The sequence below is a fragment of the Vibrio aestuarianus genome, assembly GCF_012395185.1.
Taxonomy (GTDB): Bacteria; Pseudomonadota; Gammaproteobacteria; order Enterobacterales; family Vibrionaceae; genus Vibrio; species Vibrio aestuarianus.
On sequence record NZ_JAAZTU010000012.1, the window covers coordinates 23253 to 44056 of the forward strand.

17 protein-coding genes are annotated in these 20804 nt (G+C 42.7%); 9 read left to right on the forward strand and 8 right to left on the reverse strand.

Annotation, left to right across the window (positions count from 1 at the left end):
• Positions 1-123: 123 nt before the first annotated feature.
• Positions 124-2565 carry an ABC transporter permease gene (locus tag HGG78_RS07655; RefSeq protein WP_172532513.1) on the reverse strand — a complete coding sequence of 814 codons (2442 nt, stop codon included), beginning with the start codon at positions 2563-2565 and terminating at the stop codon, positions 124-126.
• Entirely contained in the window at positions 2565-3239 is a 675-nt protein-coding gene (locus tag HGG78_RS07660; protein WP_172532514.1) for an ABC transporter ATP-binding protein, read from the reverse strand. The genes HGG78_RS07655 and HGG78_RS07660 overlap by 1 nt, the downstream gene beginning before the upstream one ends.
• Between HGG78_RS07660 and tesA the strand changes: the two genes are divergently transcribed.
• From tesA to HGG78_RS07680, 4 genes are all read left to right on the forward strand, one after another.
• Positions 3238-3840 carry a multifunctional acyl-CoA thioesterase I/protease I/lysophospholipase L1 gene (gene tesA, locus HGG78_RS07665; RefSeq protein WP_172532515.1) on the forward strand — a complete coding sequence of 201 codons (603 nt, stop codon included), beginning with the start codon at positions 3238-3240 and terminating at the stop codon, positions 3838-3840. The two genes, HGG78_RS07660 and tesA, sit on opposite strands and share 2 nt — an antisense overlap.
• A gap of 80 nt (positions 3841-3920) precedes the next feature.
• Positions 3921-5120, forward strand: a complete 1200-nt coding sequence (fabV, locus tag HGG78_RS07670; protein WP_172532516.1) for an enoyl-ACP reductase FabV — start codon at positions 3921-3923, stop codon at positions 5118-5120.
• 198 nt (positions 5121-5318) lie between these two features.
• Positions 5319-7229, forward strand: coding sequence for a sensor domain-containing phosphodiesterase (locus HGG78_RS07675; RefSeq protein ID WP_172532517.1), 1911 nt, complete (start codon positions 5319-5321; stop codon positions 7227-7229).
• A gap of 88 nt (positions 7230-7317) precedes the next feature.
• Positions 7318-8976, forward strand: a complete 1659-nt coding sequence (locus tag HGG78_RS07680; RefSeq protein WP_172532518.1) for an ABC-ATPase domain-containing protein — start codon at positions 7318-7320, stop codon at positions 8974-8976.
• 143 nt (positions 8977-9119) lie between these two features.
• Here HGG78_RS07680 and HGG78_RS07685 read toward each other — a convergent pair whose 3' ends face one another.
• The 4 genes from HGG78_RS07685 to HGG78_RS07700 all read right to left on the reverse strand — a co-directional run bounded on the left by HGG78_RS07685 (position 9120) and on the right by HGG78_RS07700 (position 13461).
• A complete protein-coding gene (locus HGG78_RS07685) occupies positions 9120-9740 on the reverse strand; it encodes a DNA-J related domain-containing protein (protein ID WP_172532519.1) in 621 nt (206 codons plus the stop codon).
• Positions 9741-10253: 513 nt separating this feature from the next.
• Positions 10254-10946, reverse strand: a complete 693-nt coding sequence (locus HGG78_RS07690) for an HAD family hydrolase (RefSeq protein WP_172532520.1) — start codon at positions 10944-10946, stop codon at positions 10254-10256.
• 125 nt (positions 10947-11071) lie between these two features.
• Complete coding sequence (locus HGG78_RS07695) at positions 11072-12883, reverse strand: HD domain-containing phosphohydrolase (RefSeq protein ID WP_172532521.1); 1812 nt, start codon at positions 12881-12883, stop codon at positions 11072-11074.
• Between the two features lie 65 nt (positions 12884-12948).
• Positions 12949-13461, reverse strand: a complete 513-nt coding sequence (locus HGG78_RS07700; protein ID WP_172532522.1) for a hypothetical protein — start codon at positions 13459-13461, stop codon at positions 12949-12951.
• A gap of 425 nt (positions 13462-13886) precedes the next feature.
• Here HGG78_RS07700 and yghU point away from each other — a divergent pair, with 425 nt between their 5' ends.
• From yghU to HGG78_RS07720, 4 genes are all read left to right on the forward strand, one after another.
• Positions 13887-14744, forward strand: coding sequence for a glutathione-dependent disulfide-bond oxidoreductase (gene yghU, locus HGG78_RS07705; RefSeq protein ID WP_172532567.1), 858 nt, complete (start codon positions 13887-13889; stop codon positions 14742-14744).
• 96 nt (positions 14745-14840) lie between these two features.
• Entirely contained in the window at positions 14841-15311 is a 471-nt protein-coding gene (locus tag HGG78_RS07710; RefSeq protein WP_172532523.1) for a CreA family protein, read from the forward strand.
• A gap of 164 nt (positions 15312-15475) precedes the next feature.
• On the forward strand, positions 15476-16780 hold the full coding sequence (locus HGG78_RS07715) for an inosine/guanosine kinase (RefSeq protein WP_053311050.1): 1305 nt from the start codon (positions 15476-15478) through the stop codon (positions 16778-16780).
• A 249-nt stretch (positions 16781-17029) separates the two neighbouring features.
• The gene (locus HGG78_RS07720) at positions 17030-18748 is read left to right on the forward strand and encodes a GGDEF domain-containing phosphodiesterase (protein ID WP_172532524.1); all 1719 of its coding nucleotides are present in this window, start codon (positions 17030-17032) and stop codon (positions 18746-18748) included.
• Between the two features lie 40 nt (positions 18749-18788).
• Here HGG78_RS07720 and HGG78_RS07725 read toward each other — a convergent pair whose 3' ends face one another.
• Entirely contained in the window at positions 18789-19508 is a 720-nt protein-coding gene (locus HGG78_RS07725; protein ID WP_168524246.1) for a carbonic anhydrase, read from the reverse strand.
• Between the two features lie 296 nt (positions 19509-19804).
• Here HGG78_RS07725 and HGG78_RS07730 point away from each other — a divergent pair, with 296 nt between their 5' ends.
• A complete protein-coding gene (locus HGG78_RS07730) occupies positions 19805-20248 on the forward strand; it encodes a hypothetical protein (RefSeq protein ID WP_053311053.1) in 444 nt (147 codons plus the stop codon).
• Positions 20249-20295: 47 nt separating this feature from the next.
• Here the strand turns inward: HGG78_RS07730 and HGG78_RS07735 are convergent, their stop codons facing one another.
• On the reverse strand, positions 20296-20643 hold the full coding sequence (locus HGG78_RS07735; RefSeq protein ID WP_172532568.1) for a helix-turn-helix domain-containing protein: 348 nt from the start codon (positions 20641-20643) through the stop codon (positions 20296-20298).
• Between the last annotated feature and the right edge of the window lie 161 nt (positions 20644-20804).

A 20804-nucleotide genomic window follows, 5' to 3' on the forward strand; every position in this document is an offset into this window, starting at 1 on the left:
AAAACTGCTCAACCCAACGTAACCACGGGGCTAGACGAGAATAAGCAGTTATCAACATGCTAAGTTATCCCAAACTTTATCCACTGTTTTTGTGGATAACTAGGTAAGAGTTCATTCTCGCTTCTAGCTAAACTCTTTATTTATAGGGGTTAGCAGCCTTTTAATTAAACTGTTAACCACTAGCGCTAGTGTGCAAAAAGTCACGAAAGGTAAGACAAGCCACATACTGTAATGCGCTACCGGGTCTAGTTCAAAACCAAACTTCATCACCCCTGCCACCACAGCATCTGAACCAAGGCTTGCCACTGCTCCTGCCACCAATGCCATCAGTCCATATTCAGCCCAAATAGTTTGCTCAACTCGTCGCTTACTGGCCCCCAAAGTGCGATAAAGACGAATTTCCTGCTGACGCTGACTTAAGCTCAAACGCAACAGAGTAAAAATCAATAAAATGCCCGCAACCACCCCAAGCCCGGCCAGAACCGTAATTGACCAGACGATTTGTGTTAATAGGGTTTGGATCTTACTCCCCATCGAGCGAATATCCATCAGGCTGACTGTGGGATAGGTACGAGATAGATTGGTTAAAAGATCATTGTCTTTATCTTGCGCCCTAAAACTGACTAACCATGTCGCAGGGATCGCTTGCAACACATCAGGAGTGAAAATGAAATAGAAGTTCGGCTTCATTTCTCGCCATTCCACTTGACGGATCGAATTGACTTGCGCTTCAACGTGTTGACTGTTGATCACAAAGCCTAAGGTATCACCGATCTTTAGCCCTAGGTCGCGTGCAACATCAGACTCGACAGATACTCCATTTTGCTCGCTCCATTGCCCTTCGAGTACTTGATTGTATGTCGGTAACGCTTCACCCCAAGTGAAATTCAGTTCACGCCTTAACGCGTCGGTTTTTTCTTCATCTTCAGCATTCTGTTTTGCTTGCTGACCATTAATCGTAGTCAGACGTCCGCGAATAATTGGATAAGCTTGCGAACGTTCGATGCTGGCCGCATCAAGCGTATCTAGGTATGCCGCTCTCTCATAAGGCGCAATATTGAGCGCAAATGCGTTATGCGCATCACTGGGCAATGTGCGTTGCCAATCGGAGAGTAAATCGGTTCGAACTAACCACATAATGGCCAATAGCATCAATGAAAGTGCCAACGCGCCAAATTGAATGCCAGTGGTCATAGAAGAGCGGTTGATGCGGCTCAATGCCAGTTTTAGAGCGGTAGATAATGGCAAGCGCCCAAGCGACCGAGTGAGCAGCACACTCACTAACGCTAACACCGCAAATAATGCCACAATACCGACCAGCACAATCCATACTAAGCTGTTGCTCCAATAAACCACAAGCATAGGGATGATAGGAATAAGTACTAAGCTCAAGTTACGGCGATGACTAGTCTGCGCTTTCACCGTTTGCATTACATTCAATGCATTGGTGTCTAACAGATGCATCAGTGGAATACCAAGCGCTGGCACCGCAATCAGCAAACTGGCAATCACAGCAATCATTGCGGGTTTGATGCCATAACTCGGTAACGGATTCGGTAGCAAGTCAACCAGAGGGACGCGCAGTAAAAACTCTAAACCAATGCCAATTAGCACACCAAATATCGCCGCTGACACAAACAAAATCAGCACTTGTACTGCCAACCATTGGCTAATCCAACGTCGACTTGCACCCAAGCTTTTCAGCATGGCGATCGTCTTTTGGCGAGTAGAAACGTAATGCTGACACGTCAACACCAAGGTTGTCGCTGCCATGATGATCACAATCGCCACCGTCAACGATAAATATTGCTCGGTACGCTCAAACACTTCATTAGTTCGACTGCCGCTGTTTCTATCTCGCCAGCGGTCACTTGGCGTTAACGCTATCGATGATTTCAATGTTTCAATCTGTGCATCATCACCATTCACAAATAAGCTAAATCGTACCCGACTACCCAGTTGCAGGGCCCCTGTCTTCACTACATCATCTTGGTGAATCAGCACTGCCGGCATTTGCTGGAAAGGATTGAAACTCAGACCAGGCTCTTCGACGATACGCCCTGAAATAATGAAGTCTGCATCGCCTAATGTGACTTTATCGCCAACACTGACCTCTAATTGAGTAAATACGCGCTCATCAAGCCATAGTTGGCCAGGAGACACACGGTTGACCGTTGCCACACCGTCAGACAGGAGCATCTCGCCACGTAACGGATAAACGCTATCCACCGCTTTGACAGTAACAAGCTGCATGCCGTTGTCGCTAAACGCCATGGTAGCAAAGCGCGTCAATTGGGACGACGGCAATTGTAACGTTTGCAGTTGTTCTAGTAATGGCGTTGGTAATGGGTTAGATGAAATATAAACACTGTCAGCAGTAAGTGCATCCTTGCCTTGTTTGACGATCACTTGTTCCATTCGCTCAGCCAAAGCTGTAAGCGCAAAAATACAAGCGATGATCAAAGTTAAAGCAACCGAGATCGGCCATAGCTGCCCATGGCGAATCTCACCAAGGCTCCAGCTCACCAGACGCTTGTTTAATGATGCTTTTAGAGCTTGGGTCATTATCGCTCCTCCAACATACCTGCCTGCATACGCAAAGTGCGATCACACTGAGCGGCTAACGCAGGATCATGAGTTACCAACACAAGCGTGGTGCCATGTTGCTTGTTTAGTTCAAACAGCAGTTCAACCACTTTAGCCGCGGTTTCTTGATCGAGATTCCCAGTCGGCTCATCAGCAAACAGGACCTTAGGGTTGATCATAAAAGCGCGAGCTAAAGCGACCCGTTGCTGCTCACCGCCAGAAAGTTGAGCTGGTGAATGATGCATGCGATGCTCTAAGCCGACCGAAATCAACAGGGATTTAGCACGTTCAATGTCTTCTTTTTCGCCTTTTAACAAACAAGGTAGCGTGACATTTTCCAATGCAGAGAGGCTTGGGATCAAAAGAAAACTTTGAAATACAAAACCAACCGATTCACTGCGAATCGCCGCGCGCGCTTCATCATCAAGTTTGGATAGTGGCTGACCAAGCAGTTCAACTTCACCTTGAGTCGGTGTGTCCAGCCCCGCCAACAAGGTCATTAGCGTCGACTTCCCCGCACCTGAAGTCCCGACAATTGCAACACTTTCACCACTTTTGATCTCTAAATTCACTTTTTTTAAGATTGTTAAATGCTCTTGATTGGTAGAGACTGTTTTAGACAATGACTGTGCTTTTATTATGGATGTTTGCATGACTCGATTACTTTCCTTGCTTGGTATTTTATTATTCTCAGCTAACGCTAGTAGTACCACACTCTTGATACTGGGCGATAGCTTAAGTGCTGGTTATGAAATGCCCATAGAAAGCGCTTGGCCCAGCCTATTACCCAGCGCGCTCGACGCTCAAGGTAAAGAGGATGTCACGGTTATCAATGCGAGCATTTCAGGTGACACCACTGGCAATGGTTTAGCCAGGCTTCCCGCGCTATTAAAACAACACTCACCCGACGCTGTATTGGTTGAGCTTGGCGCCAATGATGGATTACGAGGCTTCCCACCAGCCTTAATCGGTAAAAATTTAACCGCGATAATCGACCACATCGAACAACAAAACGCGACGCCAATTTTGATGCAAATTCGTATTCCACCTAACTACGGTAAACGCTACAGCGATGCGTTTTATAACCTTTACCCTCAACTTAGCAGCCAAAAACAAATCACATTACTGCCCTTTTTCTTAGAGCAAGTGATCATCAAGCCCGAGTGGATGATGCCAGATGGCTTACACCCTAAGGCTGATGCTCAACCTTGGATTGCTGAATATGTTGCGCAACATTTAGCACAGCATCTCTAATTTTAATGGTCTAGCTCAATAAACTTTACTTAGCTTTACGTTATTTTGACTTCATCTCTCTATCACCAAAGGTACAAACTATGCGCATTGAACCTGTGATCAAAGGTGTGGTCGCTCGCTCTGCTCATCCCAAAGGGTGTGAACAAGCGGTTCTTCAACAAATTAATTACGTTAAATCCTGCAAACCGATCACTCATGGGCCAAAACGAGTCCTTATTTTAGGCGCCTCTTCTGGCTTTGGATTAGCCGCACGCATTGCACTAACTTTTGGTGGTTCGAATGCCGACACGATTGGTGTTTCGTTTGAGAAAGCCCCTTCAGATAAAGGCGTCGGCACTGCGGGTTGGTATAATAATCTGTTTTTTAAGCAGCATGCTGAACATGCAGGTCGAACCGCGATTAATATTGAGGGTGATGTTTTTTCTCAATCCGTTCGCGAACAGGTCATTGAAGCAATAGAGACCTACTTCGAAGGTGAAGTAGATTTAGTGATATACAGTATTGCCAGTGGACTACGCCCTAAACCAAATTCAGAGCAATTTTGGCGTTCGGCGATCAAACCTATTGGTGAATCAGTCTCTGGCGCCAGTATCTTGCTAGAAAACGATACGTGGGTAAACACCACATTAGAACCAGCCAGCGATGAAGAAGTTGAAAGCACACAAAAAGTAATGGGCGGGGAAGATTGGGAAAATTGGATCGACACGCTCATCAATACGGAATCTATCGCTCCGGGCTGTAAAACTATTGCTTTTTCCTATATTGGACCACAAATCACCCACCCTATTTATCTTGATGGAACACTTGGTCGGGCTAAAATCGATTTGCATCAAACAAGTCATGCGCTGAATCTTAAACTAGCCAATTACGGTGGTAGTGCTTACGCAACGGTGTGTAAAGCTCTGGTCACTAAAGCCAGCGTGTTTATTCCCGGTCTAAGCCCTTATATTCTTGCTTTGTATAAAGTGATGAAAGAGAAACAAACACACGAAGGCTGTATTGAACAGATGCAACGCCTATTTAGCGAAAAGCTCTATTGCCAAGGAAAAGTGCCAGTAGATAGTGAACGTCTAATCCGTTTAGACGATTGGGAACTTAACCCCGATACCCAGCAAAAAGTGGCAACACTCCTTAACGAAATGAACCAAAACAATTTCCAACAAATTGGCGATTATGCTGGTTTCAGACAAGAGTTTATGCAATTAAACGGTTTCGGCTTCGACGTAATAGACTACTCCAGCGATATAGATATCAATCAATATATAAAACTAACTTATTGATTATTAGTGTCACATTTGTGAGACGTAACCAACTATCCTCTAGTCCCGATATTTTATCGGGACTTTTTTTTGTTACATTGACGACCCGTTCTTATACTTAAGACTGACTGGTTTCTAACGAAGCCCAATTCAATGGTCGTTTACCTAGAGCAAAGGATGCTCGGCTGTTAAGCTTGGTTGCCACAGGATTTGATTATTATGTCAAAAATCAATACACAAAATCTGCCTATCCCTTCATCCATTTTGGAAAACTGGCAGCGTATTGTGGATTTACTCGCTGAGATTTTGCATGTCCCCGCGGCTCTCATTATGCGAGCAGATTCAAAACATATCGACGTGTTTTGTAAAAGCACAAATACCGCTAACCCGTACCAAGTTGGAGCCAAAGAGCCTCTACAACAAGGCCTCTATTGTGAGACAGTGATGTCGACTCAAAAAGAGCTACTGGTACCCAATGCGTTGGTGAGTGAACAATGGCAGCATAATCCAGACGTCTCACTTGGCATGATAGCCTACTGCGGCATACCGCTAGCATGGCCCAATGGCGATATTTTCGGCACCATATGTGTGCTTGATAGCAAAGAAAACCATTTCAACCACACTTACCGACAGTTGCTAGAATGCTTTTGTGAATCAATACAATCTCAACTCACAACCCTATACCAGCAGATAGAACTGCAGCAGTTGAATGAGGAGCTGAAAGCTCGTGTCAGCAACCGAACACAAGATTTGGCAAATTTGAATTATTCTCTGACGCAGGAAATTGATAAACGTCGCGCCGCAGAGCAACAAATTCAGTTCCAAAAACTTCACGACATTGGTACTGGCTTTTTAAACCGTCATGCACTTGAATTAGAGTTAAAGCAGGGGCTGATTGATGCTTTTGAACAAAACACGCAAGTTGCGGTTGTGCATATCGGTTTTACCAATGCGCGCCATATTCAATCACATTTTGGCTATCGAGCTTGGGACAACGTCATTACCCGCTACCGCGAACGGCTAGGAAGCATCGAAAAAATAGAACTTCTCACGGCTCGCCCAACGTCCACCGATTTAGTTCTAGTAGTTAAAGCCAAACAGCTGACCCGACACTTAGAAACTTTATGCCATAAATTGGTCGATATTAATCATTCCGAGTTCATGATTGAACAGCATAAAATTCACTTACATGCTTATATCGGTATCGCTACCAGTTTAGATACCAACAGCGCTAGAGAGCTACTCAAACAAGCCTCAGCAGCGATGGTTTCTTGCAAAGACTCTGGGCATAAGTTCTGTTATTATTCGCAAGCGTTTAGTGACTCACTGACACACACCAATCAATTGGAAAGTTACCTGCTGCGCGCGGTCAGAAATGATGACTTAATGCTCTATTTCCAACCCAAAGTATCGCCTGTAACGCACCGTTGGACAGGGGCAGAAGCCTTGTTGCGCTGGCGACACCCAGTGCTTGGGGATATTTCCAATGAAACCTTGATCCACATGGCAGAGCAAAATGGTTTGATATTCGAAGTGGGAAATTTTGTATTGCGCGCCGCCATCGAAAAAGCCAGCCAATGGGCAAAACAGGTCGATGATTTTAAAATGGCGATCAATGTTTCTGCGGTACAGTTAAAAAATGTGCAGTTTGCCGAGCAAGTCCGTGAACTATTAAGCACTTACCAACTTCCTGCACAATACCTCGAACTGGAAGTAACCGAGAGCTGTTTAATTGCTGACGAAGTCGTCGCGAGCAATACCTTAAGAGTTCTGCACGAACTCGGGGTGACACTGTCACTTGATGATTTTGGCACAGGCTATGCGTCGTTCAGTTATTTGAAAAAATTCCCCTTTGATTGCATAAAAATAGATAAAAGCTTTGTGCAGCAATTAGAAAATAGTGATGAAGATAAAGAGATTGTGCGCTCAATCATCCACGTCGCGAAGAAATTAAAGCTTAAAGTGATACTCGAAGGTATTGAGAATCAGAATCAAGAAGATTTTATCATTAGCGAAGGTTGTGATTTTGGTCAGGGTTATTTTTACGGTCGACCAATGCCTTGTGATGAATTTGAAATAGGGCTACTGAATCAAAATTATCCGCACACCTTTGAAGCAAAGGTGCTGTAGTTTAGTGGAAATCTTGATCATTCCTTTACTCTCAGGGTGGCGATTCCTATAATCGCCGCCTTTCTCTTTGCAAACGAGCGATATCGAGATGGATTTATTAACATCAATTCTCAAAAAGCTAGAAAAACAGAACTACCGTGCCTATCAACAGATTAAAGGCCAATACGATTTTGGTGATTTCACCCTGTATATCGATCACATCCAAGCCGACCCCTTCGCTTCTGCGTCTCGCTTTCGCGCAACGCGTGCTTGGTCACTGACAGATTTAGAGTGGCTAAGAGAAAAATCACCAGCGTATCAAATGGCCGCGAGAGACTTCATCGCACGCAGTTTTGCTGAATTTTCAAAGCAAGAGAACCACATTTCAATCGCACTAACAGGCCAAACAGTTCTTGATAGCACGGCGGTACTGTTTACTGAGCATGGTATTGAGCTACGTTTTCGCATCAATCTTCCGGCGGAAGGGCGCGATATTCTGGCCAAAAAAGCGCTGAATATTATTACCTTTTATCTGCCTAAGTTTATTCGTCGTGCGACAATCGAACGCGAGCTCAATAAAACGGCCATGCTTGAGCATTGCGAAGTGATTGAAGATCAAGAAGCAATGCGCCGCCAATTGGAAAAACATAACCTCGTTGCATTCGTGGCAAATGGTAGCATCCTCCCTCGCCTTGCAGGTAATTGCGATTTACCGATGAAAGATGCCGTTACCTTCCAAGCACCGTCATCGTTAGAAATTGAGTTAGAAACTCCTCATCAAGGTAAACTCAAAGGGCTGGGTATACCCAAAGGTATTACGTTAATCGTTGGTGGCGGTTTTCATGGTAAGTCCACCCTCTTAACGGCAATTGAACGCTCCATTTATAATCATATTCCAGGAGATGGGCGTGAGCGTATTGTCACTGATCTCAATGCAATGAAAATTCGCGCTGAAGATGGACGTTGCGTGCATAATTTGAATTTATCGAATTACATCAATCATCTTCCTATGGGCAAAAACACTTCCGATTTTAGCACTCAAGATGCATCGGGTTCGACATCTCAAGCGGCGTGGTTACAAGAATCGATTGAAGCTGGCGTCAGTACTTTATTGATTGATGAAGATACATCCGCCACAAACTTTATGATCCGCGATGAACGTATGCAGGCTCTGGTGAGTAAAGGTGATGAGCCTATCACGCCACTGGTTGATCGCATTGGGCAACTTAGAGACGATCTCGATATTTCAACACTGATTGTTATGGGTGGCTCGGGTGACTATCTTGACGTAGCCGATACTGTTATCCAAATGCATGACTATCACGCTGTTGATGTCACGGAAAAAGCTAAGCAGGTTATAAAACAACATCCTACAGAACGTCAAAATGAATGTGAAACCCCATTAGCAATCTTCGCACCTCGCTCAATAAACCGAACGGCATTACAAAAGTTATTAGTCGATGGGAAATTCCGAGTCTCAGCCAAAGGCGTCGATTCGCTTCGCTTTGGAAAAGAATTCGCTGATTTGACTGCGTTAGAGCAGTTAGAATCGGCATCGGAAGTGAACGCAATTGGTTGGACATGGTTTCAATTTGCTCAAGCTCCCGGTTGGTCAAATAAGCCAGCAGAAGAGATGAACGCCCTACTCACAGAAACTTGGTATCAAAACATGCCAAACCATGGTGACTTAGCCAAACCGCGCATACTAGACGTTATGGCTGCATTAAACCGCATGCGTAAGTCTCAATTCAAAGTCAGCGATGCTTAAACGAGTGGTTGCTAGTTAGCAAACAATAACCCACCAACGGATAACCCGGTATTTACTAATACTGGTATTAAATACAACGCGAATATAAAAAAGAAGCGAACAACGCTTCTTTTTTTATATTAAATTCAATTAGTTAACCAAATTTAATCGTGTCGTAATACGTTCCATGCTTCGCATAGCACTCTGAAGGTTTCGGCGTTACCATTGTCTCGATCGGGATGCCACTTCAGCGCCAGTTTTCGCCATGTTCTGCGAATGTCCAGTTGCGTCGCCTCGGCTGGCAATTTGAATAGCTTCAAGGCATTCATTCGATTCATATTTAGGTCATTGGTTCCACCGACCGCTTTACGGTAACGGGTCCAGAACTCATTTAACAATCGCCGAACTTCTCCTTCATTCGCCTCGTAGTTATGCCATTGTGTATAGTATTCACGTAGCGGATCGTCCAAATCGATTTCACAATGAATAGCCCTTTGCGCTGGCATTAACATAATATTCATCGCTTCAACTTGTAGCCATTTTTCCGGATACAATGTCTCTTGCAACTGATACAAGGCATTCATAATTAAAAAGTTACGCTTGAAGAGATCTTTCTCGGGGGAATCATCTAACACAGGCATAAAGCCAAGTTCACTTAAATTCGCGGCTAAAGTGTGTACCTTCCAACCTGAAGGTTGCTTGCGCAACACTTCAAGCATCGGCCAAAGCAGAGGGTTTTCCATATAGGATTGAAACGTAGCAGTAAGTTCTTGGCTTTGAGACATAGCATCGTAGTTCGCATAAAGATTCTATTGTCATTCAAATCTATGATGCACTTTTTGTCGAGTTTCTTGCTCCATCTTGTGTTTTCTTTTTGAACTGGAGTCCGTTTCTCACACCTTCTATCAACAAAGAGCTTTGCAACTTAGTCATGTCGGTGAGTGAATTTTGGACAACCGAATCCGCTGGCTACTAAATAGCAAGACAATCCTCGACATTTTTTTCTATGAAGTATGAAATGCGTCTAAATTTAGAAACTAAGATAAAGTTTCCCAACAGCGTGTAGCAATTAGTGTTTATTCTATAGATATGGAGAACTTCTTTCTCCTTTTGCTGCCGAGATATCAATATGAAACATATAAATCTAAAACAAGAAGAGATCGACTGCTGCCCACTTTGCCAGCATGATGAGTACTTGATTTCCGACAACCAGGAAAAATTCATTTGTGGTCAGTGTGGCTTTCGAACTGATAACCTACAAAGTGTTCGAAAAATGATAGCGACTCACGCGGTCTCTATCAGTTATAAGCATATTCATTCTTCTGCCCACAACGTTCACTAAGCCAGATCTTAATATCCAGTAATGAATTAATGACCACCACATTCGAATCTTTAGAGCGAGCATTCGGATTTAGAGGGGCTAGCTGAAAAGTTGGCACCTCAGCGTTGACTCCCGCCTCGACTCCTTTTTCAGAATCATCGACATAAATACACTCTTCTACTAGAAACCCCATACTCATCGCACAATAACGAATTAAGTCTGGTTCTGGTTTCCAACTGTTCGCTTCAAAAGCAGAAAAAATACGACCTTCGAAGAAGGTATTCAAACCGCAACGCTCTAAAATAAGAACCATTTTTTCTTTAGGGGCATTAGATGCGACGCAGTACTCAATACCTTGTTGATCTAGATAGTTAAGTAATTCCAGCGCACCCTCCATAGGTAATAGACGCTGCTGAAATAAGCGGTCGAGCTCAACCCGGTATCGCTTTTCGAGCAGATCAATATCGGCATCAATTTTGGCGTACGTTCGCGTTTGAACTAAGATATCGGCTATCTTACCACCTTCAAAATGATTACGGATTTGATCAAAAGAAAGCTCAGCGCCAAATTGATTGAATACCTCAACCAAGGCTTCACAGCATAAACGCTCACTGTCAACCAAAGTACCTTCACAGTCAAAAATAATGCAATTAATTTTTTTCTCAGTCATAAACGCTTCCTTTTATCAGCCTTAATCTTAATATTTGGAGCATTACTTGGAATGATTGAGTTAACAGAATGGAGCGAAGGTAAGAACGGATGCGCATAACTTCCACACCCGTCACTCTTTTTACATTAAATGATATTTTTACAATGAAGCGAGATTGATAAATGATTCGCCGGGGTATCGGGATAAAGATTACGTATTTCAACAAAATCATCCAGATGATCAAGCAGAAGCTCCACGAGAGCGGGATCGAACTGGAAGCCACATTCACGCTTGAACAAACTCACTACTTTATCCAACGACCAAGCTTCTTTATAGCAACGTTCACTGAGCAATGCATCAAACACATCAGCAATCGCCGTTATACGAGCAAACAGGTGAATCTCTTCGCCTTTTTTCTGATTCGGATAACCGTCGCCATCCCAACGTTCATGATGCTCATGGGCAATAATCGCGGCCAATTTAGTGATGTCACCATCGCTAGTATTCAAAATGTTGAATCCTACAGTAGTATGGCTTTGCATCACCCGCCACTCTTCAGGGTTTAAGTTCCCCGGCTTATCTAATATTGCCTCTGGAATCGCAATTTTACCGACATCATGCATCGGGCTGATGATTTCGATCATCTCAACCTCGCGGTGAGTCAAGCCACATAATTTAGCCAGTAAGGCTGACAATTTGGCCACCCTTTTTACATGGTTACCCGTTTCACCAGAGCGCGTCTCTATCGCCTCGCCTAGCAAATGAATCATCTCTCTCTGAACGGTTAGAGTTCGTGATTGCAATGCGACAATCTTACGATTCTTACGAGCTAATTCTCGTTTTTGTTTCAACGTCACACTTTGCATAATAATAACGATCAACAAACCAAGAATAATACCGCTAGCGGTGACTAGAACTTGCCAATTTTGCTCCAAATACGAAAGGGGACGGTTGATAACCACGGCATTTTTTGGCAAATCATTCACGTCAATATGATGTTTCTTTAATGCGTGATAATTAAAAACCGGCGTTATCACGTCGCTTATTTCAATTTCATTATCCAGCGCTAAAGGGATAAAGCGATCAAGCTCGCTTAAAACCGCCAGTCCAAGCTTCTCAGAACGACTGACATAGCCTCCCAATATATCGTCACGGATATAAAACTCCCACATGACAAAAATGGGCGCAGCACTTACCTTGCTGAGTCGATATGAAATCTCTTGATAAGTGTGCAAAATACCTTGCTTAAGTTCAGTATTAAAATGAGAAAGCAACACCGCATCATCCGCTGAAACGGAGGCAAGAAAATGCTCGGTATCGGCAAGAGAAAGATCGTTTATCTCAATAAGCTCAATGCCGTTTAGCACACCTGTCGTCAGAGCAGAATCAAGGTTACTTCTTACCAGTTGTGAGGTATTGCTTTGATCAGAAAGATAATAAACCTTTTGCAAGTTCGGCCTTAGTGAGCGAATTAACTTCAGATTGCCCAATACATCGTCTTTTTCGTAGATAATAACGTTGTTCTTCGTCAGCTCATCCAAGGTCGCATTTGGATTATTGATCCCAGCAGCAACTACAGGGGTATCCGGATGGATAATGTTAGTAAGATGTTTGGCAATCACTAACGCGTTGTCATCAGTCACGATAACGGCATCGAAAGGATAATCTCGATATTTAACATCGAAATAGTTTTTGACCTGTGCAAGGTATTCTGGACCGTAAACTCTTTTGGTATCGAGATATTCAATCGACAGCTTGATCGGTGTGTCACTGCCAGCAATCGTATTGTCAATCACCTTCTGCAACTCATGAGTCCATTGATAAGAAGCCTCATAAGAATGCAGCACTAACACATATTTTAGTTGCCAAGGATTTGATTGAGCCGAAAATGAAAAAAATAACGCATAGAAAGCAACGGAAATCCACTTTAGCCAATGTTGCCAGCGTGTTTTATTCATGTATTTTTCTCTTCAATAAGCCACGGATGATGTTTGCAAACATCATACCTAGCCATCACGATAACCTATTGTTCTATATATACATTATTACTAAATTCGTGATCGGTGGACCATTTTTTAAGTAATAAAGCTGCAAAATTTACCGAATTACCAAATGCATGTTTATCCAACATCACAAGATCGGAAACCAAAATTTCATCGTCACTATGGGTAACTAAGCCCGCCGCCACCGGCTCACCTTGGTGAAAGCCTAAATACAACTCACACGGCTGTGCATAAATGATCTGAGTAAAAAATTCGATAATATTGGCTTTGTCTTCCTCATTAGCCCATAGGCTAGCTTGTAAAACTGCAAACCAAATTGTCTGACGATGAAAATCAACCAAGTACACATCATCAAGCAAGCTTTCATCTAGAGCTTTCTCTGACGCTTCTAGCAAGCGGTAACTTCGTCCAACGAGCGCTTCTTGATACAAACTCCGCCCCTGAAGGCTTTCTTGAGTCGGAAACTCCACATCAACTTGGGAAAATAGCCACTGATTTTTAATTGCCGCCACATTAGGTAGGTTATTTGTCATGATGATCTTCTTCTTTTCATTATTGCAGGCAGGATACTAACCAACCCCTTGTGCGACAAGTAATTCCTAACAGTACTGCAATTAAATATCCTCTTCCTACTTGAAGATGTAGCGGTGTTGGCTGCGTTCGTTTGCCCCTATCACTAGCCTGTCTATGCTTATGGGGATAAACCTTGTCATTGCAACAACCAGTATCACCGCAGCTTCAATTAGGAAAAAAATAAAGGGTATGAAATTGTAGGCATTCAATAATTCGCAGCAGCAATATATACTTTTGGACCTCAAATAAGGCATGCTCTACTCTTAACAGCAATAAATTTTGATCCACATTGCGGATGATTCAAAACCAATAGTGCCAGTGTTATTTGTTTTGAAAGCCGGTAACAAAAGCACATTTGTAGGTTAATCATAAATAGGGAAAGATGATGAGCAATAAATACACACCACCGAAAATCTGGGTTCATGATACAACTGGCGGTAATAAGTGGGCTAACATTAACCGCCCTGTTTCAGGTTCAACCCATGACAAAGCCTTGCCTGTAGGAGCACACTCTTTACAGCTTTATTCCCTCGGAACACCTAACGGACAAAAGGTGACGATTCTTTTGGAAGAACTGTTAGCTTTAGGTATCAAAGAAGCTGAGTATGACGCTTATTTGATTAACATTGGCGAAGGCGATCAATTTTCGTCTGGGTTTGTTGCTGTCAACCCAAACTCAAAAATTCCGGCTCTAGTTGATAAATCGGCTGAGGAAGAGATTAATGTCTTTGAATCCGCATCAATTTTAGTACATTTAGCAGAGAAATTTGGTCAGTTTTTACCTAAGGCTGGCAGTGCTAGAACTCAAACCTTTAATTGGCTTTTTTGGGCACAAGGTTCAGCTCCATTTCTAGGTGGTGGTTTTGGGCATTTTTACGCTTATGCCGATGAAAAAATGGAATATCCAATCAATCGCTTCGCAATGGAAGTCAAACGACAACTCGATGTTTTGGATAAACAATTAGCAAAGCATACCTATATAGCCGGTGAAGAGTACACGATAGCTGATATGGCTATATGGCCATGGTACGGTAATTTGGTACTCGGCAATCTGTACGATGCCGCTGAGTTCTTGCAAGTTGAAACTTATACGCATGTGATGCGTTGGGCAAAAATGCTTGCAGCAAGAACTGGAGTGCAACGTGGTCGCTTGATCAATCGCTCACAAGGTGAAGAATGGGAACGAGTACCAGAGCGACATTGTGCACAAGACATCGATAACGTATTAACATTACGACCATAATTAGGCTAACTCATACACGTGGTCGAACTTTTTTTGACCATGCGATTTCAAATTTATTTTTGGTGAGTGAATCGCTATAAAAACTAAGGAAGTAAAATGAAAAAGTTACTGTTAGCTATCGGCCTATCAAGCTTGCTTGTGGGCTGTTCAGATAACGAAGTGGGTGACGTAGGCTTGGGCTGGTTCACTTTAAAAGACATAAAAATCGGTCAGTTAAAAGATGACGTTGTCACCGGTGTTACTTGTCATATTGCCTCTATCGAAGCAGATTTAAGCCTTTCGGATCCAAGTGACAGCTCAATTTCATGTCGTCAAACGGGTGAAATCACACCCGAGATGATCGCAAAAATTGATAAGAGTAAATCTGGTGAAGTGGTATTTAAACAGTCAAAAAGCATTTTCTTTAAGACGATGAAAGTAAGAAGAATTTATGATCCAGAAAATCAGACGCTTCTTTACCTTTCCTACACAACCAAAGAAACTGACGGCAGCTTTAAGCATAGCCTTTCCACGGTGCCGTTATGGGGTACTCAAGCTTATATCGCTCAACCTGAAACGGCTCAGTAAGCAAAGTTTGGGTAGCGTTTATTCATCTCTTAACCCGAATCGAGGTTAAGCAAATCAACACACATAGGTGACCAAGGATTTGGTCGCCTATGTGTGCAATAAAATGAAAGTAATATTTCATTTTTGTGATAACATACGGAAAATTTTCAATTCCATTTTTCAACATGAAATTTCCTGGACAGCGTAAATCTAAGCATTACTTTCCTACCCATGCTCGTGACCCTTTGGTCAATCAAATTAAACAAACTCCGAAGCTACATCGTCCGACGATAGTCGGTGTTGGGCAGACTATTGTTGATATTGAAGCTCGCGTGGACAACGAATTCTTAGAAAAATATCAATTGAGTAAAGGGCACTCTTTGGTATTAGAAGAAAGCAAAGCCGATGCACTTTATGAAGAGTTAGTGGAACGAGGTTTAATTACCCATCAGTATCCGGGAGATACTATTGGTAATACTCTGCACAATTATTCGGTCCTCGCCGACAGTAAATCTGTATTGTTAGGCGTTATGTCGAAAAATATTGAAGTGGGGTCATACAGTTACCGTTATTTGTGCAGAACTTCTTCACGAATGAACCTTAACCACCTTCAAACGGTTGATGGCCCTATCGGACGTTGCTACACCTTAATTTCGGATGATGGAGAACGAACTTTCGCCATTAACGAAGGGCACATGAATAAACTTCGCCCAGACAGTATCCCTAAAGAGGTGTTTGAAAAAGCGTCGGCTTTAGTGGTTTCTTCATATTTGATGCGCGGAAAACCAGAAGATCCAATGCCTCTAGCAGTGAAACGTGCTATCGAGTTCGCTAAAGAAAAAAACATTCCTGTCGTGCTCACCTTGGGCACTAAGTATGTGATCGAAGGCAATGCTAAGTGGTGGCAAGACTACATTAAAGAAAATATTACTGTAGTGGCGATGAATGAAGAAGAAGGTGAAGCGTTAACTGGCGAGAAAGATCCCTTACTCGCCGCCGATAAAGCACTCGAATGGGTTGACCTTATCCTCTGTACGGCCGGGCCAGTAGGTCTTTACATGGCCAGTTACACCGACGAAGAGTCAAAGCGTGAAACCGAGTTACCACTGCTGCCAGGCAATATTGCAGAATTCAATAAATATGAATTTAGCCGCGCAATGAGGAAACAAGATTGCGATAAACCCGTTAAGGTCTATTCGCATATCGGCCCTTATTTGGGTGGACCATTAGAGATCAAGAACACCAATGGTGCGGGTGATGGTGCGTTATCTGCATTACTGCATGATATGGCGTCTAATAGCTACCACCAGCGTAATGTGCCTAACTCAGCCAAACATGATAAGCCTTACTTAACCTACTCTTCTCTTTCACAGATCTGTAAGTACGCAAACCGTGTGAGCTATGAAGTACTAACCCAGCATTCTCCACGTTTATCGCGAGCCCTGCCAGAACGTGAAGATAGTCTAGAAGAGGCTTACTGGGACCGTTAACACTATCACTTTGTAGAAGCGGTGAATCAGCCGCTTCTCTTATGCTTTGCCTTCTAAGAACATTTCCCCACCAAAACAAATTTGCTAACCCTCTATATTATCTCTCTTTTTTATACACAGTTTCAGATTGAGACATCTTGTTACACACGCTATAGTATTCATATTGAGTTAAGTATTAGAATCTATACGTTGCCAAATGCGTAACTCATAAGCTTTCCCCATTTCTGCTTAGGCTAGGGTGTTTTATCTATGTCGTTACCACAGGACGAGCTTTTAATTACCGACTACGACAATGATGTTTTAAATCAACGTTTAGTCCATATCTTCGATTTTTTTAACGAAGGTCTATTTTATATGGGCAACGATGACACAATGATGCTCTATAACCCTGATTTTTATCATCAATTTGGTATTGAAAGTGACACGCTGACGTTTTCTGATTGGCTTAGTCTTGTTCATCCTATGGACAAAAAACTTCTGCAACACCGAGTCGATGAACATATCATTACTGAAGAGTCAAGAGCCACCGTTCAATACCGAGTAAAGAAAACCAATGGTCAATATATATGGCTAGAAGGAAATGCTGTCACCAAAACCATTGACGGTGAACATTTTATGATTGGTAGCCATAAAGATATCTCCGACCAAAAACTGATGGAAGACTATATTCATCAGGCGGCTTTTTTCGACAGTGCATCAGGGCTATACAACCGTAGTAAGTTACTACTTGATATCGATGAGATCACCAATAAAAATGCTGAATCTTATGCCTTAATCTACATTCAGCTCGACGACATCAAGTCCTATTTAAACCAGTACGGTACAGATATTGTTAAAGATCTACTCAACCATGTCGTCAGCGCTTTGCATGAATTACCGGATGAATTGGCTGACTTTTACCGTATCCGTTCTGATGATTTCGCTATTTTGCTTAAAGGTAATCATCAATACGATGAGCTAAAACATATTTGCTCGCAGATCATGAAGCATTATTCGAAATCAGCGACTGAACATGGGCATCTTTATGGTAATGATATCAGTATTGGTGTGTTACCTAGTCTAGACAGTACCTACCAGGCAGAAGAGCTAATTAACATCGCATCCAGAACCTGTCAGTTTGCTAGTGCTAAAAATAACTCACGAATTGAGATTTACAGTGGGCGGATCCAAAAAAGTGTCGATCGCTTCTTCTTCATTGAACGCGGGTTAAAAGAAGCACTGAATCAACGCTCTCTTTCCGTCAAGTTTCAACCCATTATCAACGCACAATCAGGCAAGGTTTCAAGCTTTGAGGCGCTAGTGCGTTGGCGTTCATCCGAATTTGGCGAGATCTTTCCTGATGAATTTATCCCAGTGGCAGAAAAGAAAGGATTAATCGTTGATTTAGGCTATTTTGTGTTTGAAAAAGCCTGTGAGTTTATTGGTCGTTATAACAAGCAAAACGGCGTCGATATTCGCGTGAATATCAATGTTTCTGTTCTGCAGTTACTCAACAGTAACTTCCCGAATAACATTTTAATTATGGCAAAGACTGCCGATGTACCTCCCTCTTCCATTATGTTAGAGCTGACGGAAACCGTGATCTTAGATGGGGATAAGAATGCGTTGAATCAGCTTCATTCACTCAGTGAAATGGGCTTCTTGCTCTCTTTGGATGATTTTGGCGCTGGTTTTAGTTCTCTCAACAGCTTTTTCGATCTACCACTGAATCAAATAAAAATTGATAAGACTATTGCCTGGAAAACGCAAACCAACCACGCATCAGAGCAATACCTTGAGTTTCTGATCCAATTATGCCGTTCAAACAATGTCGACATTGTCATTGAAGGCATTGAAACCGCTGATATGCACCAAAAATTCAAAGAGATGGGAGCAACTTACCTGCAAGGTTATTGGTTCTCCAAACCGCTCTCTCTTGCCAGTGCAAGTCGTTATACTTTAGGCGCTCTGAGCACAAATTCAGTCTAAAAGCGAGGTCATCAATGACCTCGCTTATTTACATGATCGACTAATCGTTTTTCAACACGACACGAGCATTATGCGCTTGCACAGGACGGTTATTATTGCCCATCATCGAGTTCAATACATTTTCTTGCTGCTGAGACAATGTTTGAGCATGTTTTAACACCAACCAGCGTACACCTTCGCTGCACGGTGGCGTCGTTAACGAGCCATTAAAACGATAGTATTTATTCAATTTCGGAAGTAACAAGTTAACATCGAACTCATCTGTTAACGTTACACTCTTGCCGCTTGTTGGCAGGTTTGAAGCTAATTTGGCAAGCTGTTCATTTTGTTGGCCTACTTCAAACATCACAGCGAGAACCGCTAGGTTCCCTGCATTGTCGGCATGGACGAAGTGCGCTTCCAACGGATATTGTTTTCCCTTAATAAGGTTTTCCGATGGTGTATGGAAATGAAATTGCTTTAGTTCAAAATCGACGCCATCAAGAACCATATGGTTATCACCTGAAACCGAAGCCTGTAAAGTGTGACCATTGTTGGTTAATGTGGTCACTTTCCCCGAATAGTGAATATCCAAAGGTTTTAAATCAGCCTCAAGCGCACGAGTAACATCAATCGGACTTTGATTTTTGCCCACTTCACAAGTTTTCGAAACGTGTCCCCAATGTTCTGGCCCATGCTCTCCCTCATACCCCCAATCCGATGCTTGTGCCATACCTGCAAAACACACCACCATCGACGCGACTAAACAATGTTTTTTCATTCTTATTCCTTTAATTTTGGTTCACAATAACAGCTAAACAGAAGAGCAACTATTTAACGTTTAGAGATGCTATCGTCTATGCAATAAATCTCTTAATTGGCGCATCATACTTAACTATTTCATTGAATTGTGCAGTGAAAAATAAAGTTGCCAGTTAACCATTTCACATACGCTAAGCTTGGTGAGGATTCTAAGCTGGTGATAAAGATCCAATAACAGCGGTTCTGGTACTAAGATAAAAACCAGTTACAATGTGCGCCCTATTCAATGTGCACACCATTTAAAGAGATCCAACCATGCAGCGCGACTACGCTTACGAATGTTTAAACACCATGCCACGCGAAGAACTGGAAGAATTTAGCCTTCGCATGCTTCATCGCCTGGTTCCTGAAACGATGATGAATGAGCTATTTACTTTTGAGCAAGAAGAAGTGGAAGATGAAGCACGTTTGCAAGCTGCTCAATTTGACGCCATGCTCCGTATGCACGCCATCGCGTTAAGTGAAATACCTGCGCTCTTTTCTGATTCAGATAATGCCAATCAAAATAGTGAAAGAATGATCCGGCTCGTGCTGTGGCATTTCTATGCGTTATCATTCTGCCTCGAAAAAAGTATTACCCTATCGGTTCACTGTGCTGAAGTTGAAAATATTCTTCGCCAACGTCCAACGGATGCCTTTGCTTGGTCTAAAATACTCACCGACCTACTGTATCGTTACGCCGATTTAAATGCCCAATAGCAGCACTGGTTGTGATCCACTAGATAAGCCACACGCTGATGATTTATCTAGTGGATGTGATGTACATAATCGATAATAACTTGGTTTCCCTCGATATAAACACGTTGAATTTCACCATCGACACTGACTCGATTTTGTAAACTAATCGTCCTTTCACCGATGTTTGAATTCAACTTCAGCGATGGCAACACATTTCGTGGCTCAATATGCAAATGCTGACAAAACTGATTAATAAAGCTCATCGATAACGGTGCATTACCACGTAATAAATTAGAAAGCTCAACTTGGCTAATACCTAACCTTTTCGAAACTTCCATTTGTGTTAAGTGCATTTTCGCTTTTTGCGACATCCAGGCATCGTACAACGCGTTTCTATCTTCTTGGTTAAACTCCACCATTTACCTCTTCTATCGCTATTCTGACCCTGCTGAAAATGGCAAAAACGGACCAGCATAATGTCAGACCAACGTAATAATCACCGATTGCAATATAAGGTTCTAACCATTTGGAATGCATATCTCTCTTTTTATAGGTTTTGCAAACCGTGGGGGCTGCA

Coding starts and splice junctions, on each gene's coding strand:
- tesA (WP_172532515.1), top strand. CDS start 3,238: ATGACTCGATTACTTTCCTTGCTTGGTATTTTATTATTCTCAGCTAAC.
- yghU (WP_172532567.1), top strand. CDS start 13,887: ATGAGCAATAAATACACACCACCGAAAATCTGGGTTCATGATACAACT.
- HGG78_RS07655 (WP_172532513.1), bottom strand. CDS start 2,565: ATGACCCAAGCTCTAAAAGCATCATTAAACAAGCGTCTGGTGAGCTGG.
- HGG78_RS07710 (WP_172532523.1), top strand. CDS start 14,841: ATGAAAAAGTTACTGTTAGCTATCGGCCTATCAAGCTTGCTTGTGGGC.
- HGG78_RS07675 (WP_172532517.1), top strand. CDS start 5,319: ATGTCAAAAATCAATACACAAAATCTGCCTATCCCTTCATCCATTTTG.
- HGG78_RS07720 (WP_172532524.1), top strand. CDS start 17,030: ATGTCGTTACCACAGGACGAGCTTTTAATTACCGACTACGACAATGAT.
- HGG78_RS07700 (WP_172532522.1), bottom strand. CDS start 13,461: ATGACAAATAACCTACCTAATGTGGCGGCAATTAAAAATCAGTGGCTA.
- HGG78_RS07730 (WP_053311053.1), top strand. CDS start 19,805: ATGCAGCGCGACTACGCTTACGAATGTTTAAACACCATGCCACGCGAA.
- HGG78_RS07685 (WP_172532519.1), bottom strand. CDS start 9,740: ATGTCTCAAAGCCAAGAACTTACTGCTACGTTTCAATCCTATATGGAA.
- fabV (WP_172532516.1), top strand. CDS start 3,921: ATGCGCATTGAACCTGTGATCAAAGGTGTGGTCGCTCGCTCTGCTCAT.
- HGG78_RS07690 (WP_172532520.1), bottom strand. CDS start 10,946: ATGACTGAGAAAAAAATTAATTGCATTATTTTTGACTGTGAAGGTACT.
- HGG78_RS07725 (WP_168524246.1), bottom strand. CDS start 19,508: ATGAAAAAACATTGTTTAGTCGCGTCGATGGTGGTGTGTTTTGCAGGT.
- HGG78_RS07660 (WP_172532514.1), bottom strand. CDS start 3,239: ATGCAAACATCCATAATAAAAGCACAGTCATTGTCTAAAACAGTCTCT.
- HGG78_RS07695 (WP_172532521.1), bottom strand. CDS start 12,883: ATGAATAAAACACGCTGGCAACATTGGCTAAAGTGGATTTCCGTTGCT.
- HGG78_RS07715 (WP_053311050.1), top strand. CDS start 15,476: ATGAAATTTCCTGGACAGCGTAAATCTAAGCATTACTTTCCTACCCAT.
- HGG78_RS07680 (WP_172532518.1), top strand. CDS start 7,318: ATGGATTTATTAACATCAATTCTCAAAAAGCTAGAAAAACAGAACTAC.